The sequence below is a fragment of the Acinetobacter sp. SFB genome, from assembly GCF_001647545.1.
Taxonomy (GTDB): Bacteria; Pseudomonadota; Gammaproteobacteria; order Pseudomonadales; family Moraxellaceae; genus Acinetobacter.
In genome coordinates this window covers 43396-56175 of the sequence record NZ_LSZH01000017.1, presented here as the reverse complement: position 1 = coordinate 56175, position 12780 = coordinate 43396, and the positions used below count along the sequence as shown (strand labels likewise).

Below are 12780 nucleotides of genomic sequence, written 5' to 3'. Positions count from 1 at the left end.
TCACAACAATGCCACAAGCTGATCAAGATCAGTCTGGCTCACTTGTGTAGTCAGTGAAATACGTAATCTTGAACTATGCTTGGGTACAGTCGGTGGTCGAACCGGCATGATATAAAAACCGGCCTGCTGTAACTGCCTTGCTTTATCTACGGTCTTTTGTGATTCTCCGATAATGACCGGCACAATATGCGAGGTTGACGGACAATCAAAACCTTTACTTAAAACCGCTTGCTGTAGGGACTGACTCATATTCTTTAAATGCTGGCGCTCATTTTTTAAAGTTAAAACTTTTTGCAAAATAAAATCAGTCCAAGCCATACAGATCGGTGGCTGTGCGGTACTGAAAATTAGCGGGCGCATTGAGTTAATCAAATATTCACGAATGATCGGATGGCAAATCAGATAGCCTCCGACCGATGCCAGCGCTTTGCCAAAGGTGCCCACCAGCAAATCAATATCCTCAATGACAGCATATTGTTCAGCACACCCCAGGCCTTGCTCTCCTCGTACCCCAATGGCATGCGCTTCATCCACATAAAGCATGACTTTAGCAAATTGCTTTTTAATCCGCACCAGTTCAGCCAAATCTGTTTCATCGCCATCCATACTAAATATGGATTCAGTCACCACAATAATGCGGTCAAAAGCTTCATCTGCATGGTAAGTTTGCAAAAGCTGGGTTAAATGATTTAGGTCATTATGACGATAACGCACATATTTGGCCGTAGATAAACGGATGCCATCAATCATGCTGGCATGCACCAGTTTATCGGCCAAGATGAGTGTTTTACTGTCACTTAAGGCCGGTAAAATCCCGATATTCATGTGATAACCACTGTTAAACAGCAGTGCAGCACGGCCATGAAAAGCCTGACTTAAACTATTTTCCAGTTGTTGATATTCAGGGAAGTTTCCTGTCAATAATCGTGAGGATGATGAACTCATGATTCGCAGTTCATTTGGCGTTTCATCAAAAAACTGCTCACGTAAACTCAAGTCAGAGGCCAAACCCAAATAATCATTGGATGAAAGGTTGAGCATCTTCTGACTGTTAATTTCGATATAACGACCTTGCTGAACATTAGATCTGAACTGACGCAGATTACCCTGCTGCTTTAATTCATCCAGCTTTGCTGCATAGTTATCTAGCAGATTCATACTGAAACCTCTTGCATCTGCTCAACCACCTCGACCAATTGCTCCAGCAAAGTATTGAGTTGTTGCTCACTAATCACATACGGAGGCATTACATAAACCAGTTTGCCAAATGGACGTATCCAGATGCCGCGCTTAACAAACTGTTGTTGCAGAGTTTTCATATCGACATTAAAGCTCAGTTCAACCACGCCAATCGCCCCCAATACCCGCACATCCTGTACATAATCAAGTTGCGACAAGGGTTGTAAATGCTGTTCTAGCTGTTTTTCGATTCGTTGAATATTGGCTTGCCAATCCTGCGCCAATAAAACTTGTGTACTTTTCAATGCAACAGCGCAGGCCAGTGGATTGGCCATAAAGGTTGGACCATGCATAAAAACCCCTGCCTCACTTTGGCTAATAGTTTCCGCAACATGCTTTGTAGTTAAGGTCGCCGAGAGCGTCATATAGCCGCCTGTTAAACCTTTGCCAATGCACATAATATCTGGTTCAACTTGTGCATGTTCCCAAGCAAACAACTTGCCGGTACGCCCAAAACCCGTGGCAATTTCATCAAAAATTAATAACACTTGGTATTTTTCACAGAGCAATTTGGCCTGACGTAAATATTCAGGATGATAAAAGCGCATCCCGCCTGCACCCTGGACTATAGGTTCGAGAATTAAAGCAGCAATGGTTTGATGATGTTCAGCTAAAGTTTTTTCCAGTTCTGCAATATCGTCCTGATTCCATTGATCATAAAAACCGACTTGTGGAGCAGGAACAAAGAAGCGATTGGGTAGACTTGAACCAAAAATTTGATGCATTCCTGTCACTGGATCACAAACCGACATCGCATTCCAGGTATCGCCATGATAGCCAGAACGTGGCGTAACGAAATTGGTTTTTTGCGTTTGACCTTGCGCAGAGCCATTTTTTGATGACCCATCTTTTGCAGACCAATACTGCACAGCCATTTTCAGTGCCACTTCGACAGCGACCGATCCTGAATCGGCATAAAAAATTTTATCCAGACTTGGCGGGGTGATTTTTAACAGGAGTTTGCCGAGTTCAATTGCGGGATCATGGGTCAAGCCACCAAACATGATGTGCGACATCTTTTGCAGTTGATCCGTTACCGCTTGATTCAGCTCAGGATGGTTATACCCATGAATGGCACACCACCAAGACGACATTCCATCAATCAGTTGTCGTCCATCTTCCAGTTCAATAATGGCACCATAAGCCTGTTTCACTTTAAACGTCGGCAATGGTTGCGTCATGGAGGTATAAGGATGCCAGATATGTTCAAGATCAAACTCTAGATCAGTTAACTCGGTCATCCTTACCTCTAACAATGCATAAAAATTCTAATTTTTAGATCTTAAACTGCCACCGAATAAAAAGGAATTGCGATATAAGCCATTTCTCAAGATGTTTGTTTTATTTTCTTTAAATACTGGCAGATTTTGTCATTTGTTTCTTCGGAATTAAATATAGGGAACCCATGTAAACCAGCGATCAGATCAACCTCTAAAAATTTTGCATGGAAATTTCGAAGATTATCTAAAACTTTGCAACTAACTAAGGCATCTTGCTGTGCAAGTAAATGATATTGCTTGCCCTGATAGTTTTTTAATATATCTGCAACATTTAATTGTTCCAGCAAATTTAAGCCTTGCTTTAATAGCTGAATTGGCTGTGGCTGAATTAAACTTTGCAATAGGAGGAAATCTGACTTGGTACTTTTCATGCCCTGACAGACCATATAGCCAAATTTCTTTAATGTCGCAATTGCATCCTGCTCAAAGGACTGTTTAAACTGCTGAAAGGTGAGTCGATCCATTGCAGTTTGCCATGAATCATTGACAACAAAACAAGGATTAGAAGCGAGGGTGATCAGAACTTTTCGTTGAGCATATTGTTGTTCAAGCTGATTTACCAGCAAGGCGGCCAGTTGCCCACCTAAAGACCACCCCACAATGACATCAAACTGTTTAGCCAGTTCAACCTGTTGTTGTAATATCTGCTCATCCAAGGCATTAAAGATATTAATCAACTCAACTTGATGACCTTGTCCTTGTAATAGCTGTTTCAAAGGATCAAGCAGTTTGGTGCCACCGCCCCAGCCTGTGATGAGTAAAATACGTTGCAGCAATGTGAATCCTTAAATCCGTGTTCTGACTGATGACAGTATATAAAATTTGATGACTTTTAAACTGCACAAAATCCATCAAAAATGATCTAGGTCTGATGAAGCTTATTTTGTTAGTATTTAGAAAGATCCCGACAAAAAGAATATGCAGAATATGATCAACACTTCTAAACTATGCAAAATCACCTTGCTCTGTATGTGCGGAACTTTAACTTTTATTCAGCTCGCATCTGCTGAAAATCCCATTTTTTCAAAATCTGAAACATCTCAAAAACAATGGGTCGGAAAATCTGCACCTGCATTTAAACTACAGGACCAAAACAGCAAATGGCATTCACTCAGCCAATATAAAGGCAAATGGATCGTTTTATATTTTTATCCCAAAGATAATTCACCAGGTTGCACGCAAGAAGCCAATCAATTCAAGGCACTGTATCCACAGTTTTTAAAAAGTAATGCGGTAGTTTTGGGCGTGAGTTTGGATGATGTAAAGTCTCATCAAAAATTTTCAGAAAAATTAGCGCTACCTTTTCCCATTCTGGCAGATAGTAATCAGCAACTCGCGAATCAACTTGGGATTGTCCGTAACCTCGGTATTACTAAAATCGCCAAGCGAGAAAGCTTTTTGATTGATCCTAAAGGAACCATTGTTTATCACTACAACAGCGTAGATACACAATCGCATGCCGCACAGGTGTTGGCCGATATTCAAAAGTTTTCTCAATAGAGCTTTGCTTATTCAAATATTCAAATATTCAAATATTCAAATATTCAAATATTCAAAAGTTATACAGGACGGTTCGGTTCAAATGATAAAAATGAAGCGATAAAAAAGCCCGACTCAGGTCAGGCTTTTTATTTTTCGATTTAAGCTTACATTTGCGCTTGAATATAGTTTTGCAAACCCATCAGCTCGATCAAACGAAGTTGTTTTTCCAGCCAGTAAGTATGATCTTCTTCCGTATCAGACATTTGCTGACGAAGCATATCACGGGTCACGTAATCGCCTTTTTCTTCACACAGTTTCACGCCTTGTGCCAATTTTTCACGGACATGATATTCAAGTTTTAAATCTGCTTTTAAACACGTTACAACATCTTCACCGGTCTCGATGTCATCACGGTTCATATTCGGTGTACCTTCTAGGAACAATACACGGCGAATAATCGTATCGGCATGTGCTGCTTCTTCTTGCATTTCGTGATCGATACGTTCAAAAATTTTAGTTAAACCCCAATCTTCATACATGCGAGAATGGATCAAATATTGATCACGAGCAGCCAGTTCGCCACCGATCAACATATTTAGATAGTCTACGACTTCTGGATTGCCACGCATTTCAATTACTCCATACCATTTTCCCTCATTATGGACAAAACCGCCTGGAGATGCAAAACAAAAAATATGTAAGTTTATGATTTTTATAAAATTAAAATGAGAAACATACGCATTTACAGTAGCTTTAGCAGAACTTTCCATATATAAAATAAGCCTTTGCGGAATCGAGCTGATTTTTTCAAGGATTATTTAAACAGTAAAAGTATATTTTTAAGATTTGTAACGATTACAAACGCTTCTTACTTCATTCGCGGATAAATGCTATTAATTGCGTAATCTGGCTCTTAACCGGTAGCCGTTCAGTAGCATATACGTTTTATTTTAAATAAGATTAAATCTATGCCGCGCATTTACCAATAAAAATAGAGCATTTTTATGCTACATCCTTGCTAAAAGATGCATCAATTAGTCAAAGACAAGGCTGTGTTTTCACTCTAAGATAGACACAAATTTAAAAAACAACAATGGTTTAATTTATGACGACTCCACAATATAGCTCGCCCATTCTGGTAACCGGTGCAACAGGTTACATCGCCAGTTGGGTGATTAAAAAATTACTGGAACAAGGTCATACCGTACATGCCACTGTCCGTGACCTGAATAAAAAACCCAGCTTTGCTCATTTAGAGAAAATTGCCGCTGATACCACCGGCACACTTAAACTTTTTAAAGCCAATTTGCTTGAACCTGATTCATTTGATAAAGCCATGCAGGGCTGTGAAATCTTGTTACACATGGCATCGCCTTTTGTGGTGAACAACTATAAAGATGCGCTAAAAGACATTATTGAACCTGCTATTTTAGGCACTGAAAATGTGCTGAATAGTGCTAATAAAACCGAATCAGTGAAACGTGTGGTTGTGACCTCAAGTATCGCCGCGACTTATGGCGATGCCATTGATATTCAACATACCGCAAATAATGAGTTTGACGAGTCGCATTGGAATACCACCAGTTCTGAAACACATCAACCGTATCCTTACTCCAAAGTCATGGCAGAACGTAAGGCATGGGAGATGCAAAAAGCACAACAGCGTTGGAACTTGGTTTGTATTAATCCGGCGCTGGTTCTCGGTCCCTCATTAACAGCAACTACCCAATCAGGCAGTGTGGAAGTTCTACAGCAGTTTGCCAACGGCATGACTTTACTTGGTGTACCACCTATGTGGAATGGTATTGTCGATGTACGTGATGTTGCAGAGGCACACGTTCAAGCTGCATTTAATCCTGATGCTGAAGGTCGTTATATTATTAGTGGCGGCACGTTAAGCTTACTGGAAATGGGAAAAATTCTACGTCAGAACTTTGGTCCCAAGTTCCCATTCCCACGAAATAACCTTCCAAAAGCGGCTTTTAAACTGTTTGGTCCTTTGGCTGGTTTCTCCAAATCTTTTGTTGAGCTCAATATGGGCTATCCGATCTACTTTAATGCCCATAAAAGTCAGCAAGCGCTTGGCATGCAATACCGCAACATTGAAACCAGTTTGGTGGAACATTTCCAGCAGTTACTCGATGATGGTGTAGTAAAGAAATATCTTTAAATATTGATTATCACCCATAAAAAAGCCACCTTCACGGTGGCTTTTTAGCTGAACTCTACATTTGTCCGTATTCAGCCATCAGCTTTAAAAATTCGGCTTCGTTCATGACTCTTACGCCCAGTTTTTCAGCTTTTTCAAGTTTAGAACCGGCTTTTTCACCTGCAACCACGCATTTGGTTTTACTCGATACACTACCGCTGACTCGCGCCCCTAAGGCTTGCAGTAACTGTGTCGCATCATCACGCCCCATACTACTGAGGGTTCCAGTGACCACCCAGCTTTCGCCATTAAGTGGCTGGCGTGTGGGTGCAATGGGGGCATCCCAGTGAATTCCTACCTCAAGCAAACGCTTGACCACTTCCAGATTATGTTCCGCCTGGAAAAAGTCGATAATCCATTCAGCTGTAATTTCACCGACATCTGGCGTTTTCTTGAGTGCCTCAATATCTGCATTTTGCAGGGCTTCAAAAGTCTGGAAAGTATTGGCCAGCATACGTGCTGTGGTTTCACCAACACCGCGAATACCCAAAGCATAGATAAATGAAGCCAGTGTGGTTTTTTTACTATGTTCAATTGCATCCAACAGGTTCTGAACAGACTTCTCACCCATTTTTTCAATGGTGAGTAACTGTTCCCGATGTTCATGCAGGCAATAAATATCGGCCACATTTTTCAGTAAATCGAGGTGTAATAATGATTCCACCCAACGCTCACCCAGACCTTCGATATCCATGGCTTTACGCGAAACAAAATGGCGAATCGCTTCAATACGCTGCGCAGCACAGTATAAACCGCCTGAGCAACGTGCCAAGGCTTCACCTTCCGGCATCACTACAGGTGATTCACACATTGGACATTGTTCTGGAAGATGAACTTCAACTGCATCATCTGGACGGAATTCCGGCCAGACTTTTTCCACTTTGGGAATTACGTCACCACTACGATAAACACTAACGGTATCGCCAATACGTACATCTAAACGATGGATTTCCCCAATATTATGTAGCGTGACATTGGATACCGTGACCCCGCCCACTGCAACCGGATTTAATCGTGCGACAGGGGTTAAAGTACCGGTGCGCCCCACTTGCCAGTCAATATTTTCAACCGTGGTTAAAGCGGCAACCGCAGGGAATTTGTAAGCTGTTGCCCAACGTGGTTCACGACTTAAGAAACCCAATTGTTTTTGCTGTTTTAAGCTATCGACTTTAATAACCATACCGTCAATTTCGACACTTAAATTCTGACGTTTCGCATTGATTTCTTCATAGCGTTGCTGCACTTCTTGAATGCTGTCACAAATAAAATGACATTCCCCTACCGCAAAACCAAACTGAGTGAGCCATTCCAGACTGGCGGACATGGTGGTTTGACCATGATGGGGTTCACACTGGGCAATACCATAGGCATAAAAGGCCAAAGGACGTGACGCTGCAATCGCCGGATCAAGCTGACGTAAACTGCCTGCCGCAGCATTACGCGGGTTGGCAAAGGTCTTTTCACCTTTGGCTGCATTTTCCGCATTGAGTTTCTCAAAGCCGGCTTTTGGCATCAGGACTTCACCACGAACCTCGAGTAGCGCGGGAACTGAACCTTGAACAGATGAAAGTACTTTAGGCAAGTTACGAATGGTTCTGACATTATGGGTAATATCCTCACCTGTTTCACCATCACCACGTGTTACGCCACGAACCAAAATACCCTGTTCATACCATAGGGAAATGGCCAAGCCATCGAACTTCAATTCAACATCATATTGAATTTTTTGATTTGGTAAACGCTCCTCTACACGGCGCGCAAAAGCAAACAAGTCTTCTTGATTAAACACATTCCCCAATGAAAGCATGGGTACCGCATGGGTCACGCTTGCAAATTTAGGGAGTGCCTTTCCTCCCACTTTATTGGTCGGGGTATCGGCTTGTATATATTCAGGATATTGCTCTTCTAAGGCTTTAAGCTGATGAAAGAGTTGATCATATTCACTATCTTCAATGCTTGGTTGATCCATCACATAATAGGCATGATTATGTTTGGCTAAAATTTGAATCAATTGACGCATTTGCGCTTTGATAGTTGAATCTTGAGTCATACATCCACCATAAAAAAGGGCGGTTTGATTTCCGCCCTTAAAAAATTTTATCTACTCGCCATTATAAAAATCGAGTCGTCTAGTTTCAAACTAAACTTCTGCGGCATGTCCTGAACGATAGTCAATTGCCTGATGGCGCCACTGCTCACGTAACTGCGGGGTAAATTCCTGATTGTTCTGATCATAGACAGTGCCATCAATTTCACGCGCAATCAGGCGTGAAAGACTATCCATGGTATCAAAGGCATTTTGCACATCACTATGTGGCAAGGCCAGAAAGAATGCCAAACCTTTGACTTGTTCAGTGGATAAGGTTTCCAGATCAAAACCCGCTGCGCCTTCATCGGTAATTTGCAATACGGAAAACAGTAATTTGCTGTCATCTTGGCTGTAGCGATGGAAACACGCCATTTCACCAAAACGCAAACCATACTTCAGCAATACTTTTAAGGTTTTTTCACCTGAAAGTACGCGGCGTTCCGGGTAAACATTTAACGCAATAAAATCAACTGCAGTAGATAAGGCACTTTCTTCATCAACACGTTGCTGTTCATGTAAATGTTCATCCAGAATACTGCTTTCATCTTCGAACTCTGAAATTTCAGCTTTTTCAATTGTTCCGTTCAGGCTGAGTTCTGTTGCATCTTTGGCTGCAGTTTTTTCATCTTGACTGGTCTTGTCTTCTGCAAGATCTAATGCTACTTCATCTGCTGTTAATTCGACCTGCTCCGTTGTTTGTGGCGCAGCAACGACTGCTGTCTGAACTTCAGCCTTCTCAGTTTTTCTTTCGGTCTGATGTGCTTCTGTTTTATGGGAACATTGAGCAAACTCAACAGCCGGTTCTGCCAAAGTCGGTTCAACCCGCTCTAGACTTGAGGCTTCATTGGCATTTTGTAATTGATCACGGACATGGCGAGGAATCACGGGTTTCTGGCTATCTGTATCGACATGAAGTTCTGAATCTAATGACGGTGCTGCATCAGCGGGTTTTTTAAACAGTATTCTTAAACCGAATAACATAATGATAACGGCGATAACAATACCAACGACGGTGGTGATTTCCATATTATGACTCCGCGACTAAACCGTATTCTTTTGCCTGTTCCAAATCGACAGTGACTAATTTTGATGTACCGGGTTCTGGCATGGTAACACCTAACAAATCGGTTGCCATCGTCATTGCAACTTTATTATGGGTAATGTAAATGAATTGAACCTGTTCAGAAAGTTCTTTTACCAAATTACAAAACCGACCCACGTTTGCATCATCCAAAGGGGCATCAACCTCATCCAGAACACAAAATGGTGCCGGATTTAAACGGAAGATGGCAAACACCAATGCCAATGCTGTTAATGCTTTTTCACCACCAGACAATAAGGCTAAAGAGCTATTGCGCTTACCTGGCGGTCGAGCCATTAGTTTTACACCCGATTGCCAGTCATCTTCAAGGCTTAAACTGGCTTCTCCGCCATTAAATACTTTCGGGAACAAGTTTTGTAGCTCAAGATTGACCTGATCGAAGGTATTCATAAACAGCTTGCGGGTTTCCTGATCAATACTTTTCATAGCCCCTTGTAATTGATCCACCGTGTTTTCTAGGTCTTCAATCTGGTGACTCAGTTCTTCATAGCGCTTGGATACATCTTGGTATTCTGCAGAAGCGGCCAAATTGACCGCGCCCAATTTTTCAAAGCGCTGCTGAGCTTTTTCCAGTTGTTGTTGATGTGAAATCAGGTCGATATTTAAACCGCTAATCAATTGACTATTCAACGCATTGAGTTGTTCTGAGTAATGCTGAAAATCCGATTTGGCCACTTGCCAAGCCAGACGTTTTTCTTCCAGTTGACCGCGTAATTTTTCATCTTGTTGTTGATGCTGATGACGCTGCTCAGTCAGGCTTTGCTGTTTTTGCTGAATATTATTCAGCTCGATCTGCCATTCACTCCAGGTCTTTTGCAACTTCTCGGTGACTTGAGCTTGTTGATTAAATTGCGACTCTAATGCAGGCAGTTCGAGCTGTACCGGATCGACAAATTTTTTCGCCTGTTCCATTTGCGCAATGATCTGCTGATATTGTGCTTTTAAAAATGATGCATCTTTTTCCAGTAATTCAGCTTGTTGCCCAGTTTGAGTCGTTTGACGACGTAGCAGCTCCAGCTCTTGTTGAGCTTGCTGCCAGATGTGTTGGGTATTTTCCAGCTGCTCGGTCAGTTCCTCAACTTGAAATTGCATAGTTTTATAATTGGGTAAAGCCTGCTCAAGTTTCAAATTCAACGCATGTAAATCAATTTCCAGATCATCTTTTTGCATTGCATCTTCTTCCAGCTGCTCATCCAGTTGTTGTAACTGATTTTGCAATTGCTGCTTTTGGACTGAAAATGCCTGAGCCGTACTTTGTACTTTGGCAATGTTGACATCAACCTGCTGCAAGGTCTTTTGCTGCTGCTTTAACTGGTCTTGCTGCTCTTGCATATTTTTTTGCAGACTTTGAATTTGTTGTATGACTTCCGGCAATTGCTGTTCAGCAGTTTCAAGCTGAGCTAACTGCTGTCCCAGTGCCATTTCTATTTCAGCTAAACGAATACGATGGCTGAGTGCACCCTGTCCGGCTTGGCTTGCTTCATCATAAAACAGGCCAATCACCCAATCCGCAGCCACATGATAGCCATCCAAACTTAAGATGGACTGACCGATGCCTAAGTGCGATTGCAAAGACAAAGCTTGGTTAAGATTATCTGCAACTGCAACCTGCTGCCAGATAGAATGCTGCGGCGACTCAATCCAGTCAGCCAAGCAAGTCAACCCAGCCAATTGAATCTGATGTTGCGAAGCATTGCTTTTAAGCTGACGAGCAATGCTTTCAGTAAAACCGGCCTTGGTATCAATGATGTGTGCAGAGAGCCATTTTGCCAAAAACTTTTCAATTAAATGGGTATGCGCCTTGGCCTGATCTTTAAGCTTTAATACTTGCATCAATTGCACAGTATCCTGCTGAACTTTCGGGCTATTCTTGATCAGCAACTGGTTGAGATTTTTCTGTTCTGATTGCAATATCTGAATCGCAGACTTCATGGTCGCAACATCATTTTTCTGCTGCGCATACTGGGTCTGCGCTAACTCGAATGTTTGTTTCTGAGTTTGAATCGCGTGTTCTAACTGTTCTACCTGTTGGCCAAGCTGAAATTTTTCACTTTCAAGTTGCTCAATATCATCTTGCTGACCCTGATTTTGAATTTGTGCTGTTTGCTGTTGCAGGGTTTGTTTTTGTTGTTCGATCCGGGCAATATTTTTGGCCAACTGCTCACTTTGCGCCAGCATCTGCATTTTTTGCTGTTGCTGTTTTTCGACCTGTACTTTGACCACTTCAAACTGTTGCTGTACTTGCTGCTGCTGTAGTTTTAAATCAGCAAAACTTTGGCTTTGATTTTGGCTTTGACTTTCCTGCTGTTGTAATTGTTCAGTCTGTTGTTGATATTGCGATTGCAAAGTTTCAATTTGCACTTCAATCAATTGTAGCCGTTCTTTAGTCTGTAATTTTTGCTGTTCAAGCTGAGTTAAAGTCGAAGTATTTTGCTGCAACAAAGACTGTTTTTGTTCCAAGCTCATTTTCAATTCAGAGCGTTTTTTCTCGGCCTGTTGCCATTCATTTTGCAATGGGGTGGACTGCTGAATCAGGCGTTGGAACAGTTCACTGGTCGTCGTTAAATCATGTTCTAAAGTGGTCAGTTCTGAACGCACCAATTTAAATGTTTCACCTAATTCATTCATCTGAAGGGTATATTCTTGCTGCAAACGGCTACTTTGCTCGCATTGAAAAGACAGCACTTCAACTTTAATGCTACGAATCTGCGTTTCAAGTTCTTTATATTGCAGCGCAGTTTCAGACTGACGTTTCAGGGTTTTCAGCTGTGACTTCAGTTCAGCGGCAATATCTTCAAGACGCGATAAATTTTGTGTGGTGTGATCGAGATGCAATAAGGTTTCACGGCGACGTGCCTGATAACGCGAAACACCCGCAGCTTCTTCAATATACACCCGCATTTCTTCAGGTTTGGCATCGACCAGACGGTTAATCATACCCTGTTCAATAATGGCGTATGAACGTGGACCTAACCCGGTGCCTAAGAAAATATCGGTGATATCACGACGACGGCACTTGGTGCCATTTAAAAAATATTCAGACTTGCCATCGCGGTTGACTTGACGACGTACAGCCAATTCATTATAGGCATTGTATGCACCGCCGAGCTTGCTATAGGTATTATCAAAACGCAGTTCAACACTGGCCACACCCACAGGTTTACGTTTGGCAGTTCCGGTAAAAATGACATCTTGCATACTGCCGCCACGGAGTTGGCGTGCACTGGATTCCCCCATCACCCAACGGATGGCATCAATCACATTGGATTTACCACAACCGTTTGGCCCCACTACAGCGGTACGATTCGCCTTAAAATGTAAAGTCGTACTATCGGCAAAAGATTTAAAGCCGGAAAGTTTTAAGCTGCTTAAACGCATA

The 12780-nt window shown here is 42.1% G+C and carries 9 protein-coding genes; 2 read left to right on the top strand and 7 right to left on the bottom strand.

Translation table 11 applies throughout. The annotated features are described in order from the left end of the window. The 3 genes from AY606_RS14445 to AY606_RS14435 all read right to left on the bottom strand — a co-directional run bounded on the left by AY606_RS14445 (position 1) and on the right by AY606_RS14435 (position 3295). Positions 1–1158: an 8-amino-7-oxononanoate synthase gene (locus tag AY606_RS14445; RefSeq protein WP_067870177.1), complete on the bottom strand. Its 1158-nt coding sequence runs from the start codon at positions 1156–1158 to the stop codon at positions 1–3. Beyond that, complete coding sequence (gene bioA / locus AY606_RS14440; protein WP_067870175.1) at positions 1155–2480, bottom strand: adenosylmethionine--8-amino-7-oxononanoate transaminase; 1326 nt, start codon at positions 2478–2480, stop codon at positions 1155–1157. Before bioA ends, AY606_RS14445 begins: the two co-directional genes overlap by 4 nt. Positions 2481–2566: 86 nt before the next feature. Next, positions 2567–3295: a YqiA/YcfP family alpha/beta fold hydrolase gene (locus AY606_RS14435; RefSeq protein WP_067870173.1), complete on the bottom strand. Its 729-nt coding sequence runs from the start codon at positions 3293–3295 to the stop codon at positions 2567–2569. A gap of 193 nt (positions 3296–3488) precedes the next feature. Here AY606_RS14435 and AY606_RS14430 point away from each other — a divergent pair, with 193 nt between their 5' ends. Beyond that, positions 3489–4019: a peroxiredoxin gene (locus tag AY606_RS14430; RefSeq protein ID WP_155858232.1), complete on the top strand. Its 531-nt coding sequence runs from the start codon at positions 3489–3491 to the stop codon at positions 4017–4019. Positions 4020–4165: 146 nt separating this feature from the next. Here AY606_RS14430 and ftn read toward each other — a convergent pair whose 3' ends face one another. Then, entirely contained in the window at positions 4166–4630 is a 465-nt protein-coding gene (gene ftn, locus AY606_RS14425; RefSeq protein ID WP_067870366.1) for a heteropolymeric bacterioferritin subunit Ftn, read from the bottom strand. Between the two features lie 476 nt (positions 4631–5106). Here ftn and AY606_RS14420 point away from each other — a divergent pair, with 476 nt between their 5' ends. After that, a complete protein-coding gene (locus tag AY606_RS14420) occupies positions 5107–6171 on the top strand; it encodes an SDR family oxidoreductase (protein WP_067870169.1) in 1065 nt (354 codons plus the stop codon). 55 nt (positions 6172–6226) lie between these two features. Here AY606_RS14420 and ligA read toward each other — a convergent pair whose 3' ends face one another. The 3 genes from ligA to smc form a co-directional block, all read right to left on the bottom strand. Then, the gene (gene ligA / locus AY606_RS14415; protein WP_067870168.1) at positions 6227–8260 is read right to left on the bottom strand and encodes an NAD-dependent DNA ligase LigA; all 2034 of its coding nucleotides are present in this window, start codon (positions 8258–8260) and stop codon (positions 6227–6229) included. A 90-nt stretch (positions 8261–8350) separates the two neighbouring features. Beyond that, the gene (locus AY606_RS14410) at positions 8351–9325 is read right to left on the bottom strand and encodes a cell division protein ZipA C-terminal FtsZ-binding domain-containing protein (protein ID WP_067870166.1); all 975 of its coding nucleotides are present in this window, start codon (positions 9323–9325) and stop codon (positions 8351–8353) included. Between the two features lies 1 nt (position 9326). After that, positions 9327–12779, bottom strand: coding sequence for a chromosome segregation protein SMC (gene smc / locus AY606_RS14405; RefSeq protein ID WP_067870164.1), 3453 nt, complete (start codon positions 12777–12779; stop codon positions 9327–9329). Between the last annotated feature and the right edge of the window lies 1 nt (position 12780).

Bases quoted from the DNA above. Each gene is read 5' to 3' on its own strand.
- AY606_RS14445 (WP_067870177.1), bottom strand. From the start codon at position 1,158: ATGAATCTGCTAGATAACTATGCAGCAAAGCTGGATGAATTAAAGCAG.
- bioA (WP_067870175.1), bottom strand. From the start codon at position 2,480: ATGACCGAGTTAACTGATCTAGAGTTTGATCTTGAACATATCTGGCAT.
- AY606_RS14430 (WP_155858232.1), top strand. From the start codon at position 3,489: ATGTGCGGAACTTTAACTTTTATTCAGCTCGCATCTGCTGAAAATCCC.
- ftn (WP_067870366.1), bottom strand. From the start codon at position 4,630: ATGCGTGGCAATCCAGAAGTCGTAGACTATCTAAATATGTTGATCGGT.
- AY606_RS14420 (WP_067870169.1), top strand. From the start codon at position 5,107: ATGACGACTCCACAATATAGCTCGCCCATTCTGGTAACCGGTGCAACA.
- ligA (WP_067870168.1), bottom strand. From the start codon at position 8,260: ATGACTCAAGATTCAACTATCAAAGCGCAAATGCGTCAATTGATTCAA.
- AY606_RS14410 (WP_067870166.1), bottom strand. From the start codon at position 9,325: ATGGAAATCACCACCGTCGTTGGTATTGTTATCGCCGTTATCATTATG.
- smc (WP_067870164.1), bottom strand. From the start codon at position 12,779: ATGCGTTTAAGCAGCTTAAAACTTTCCGGCTTTAAATCTTTTGCCGAT.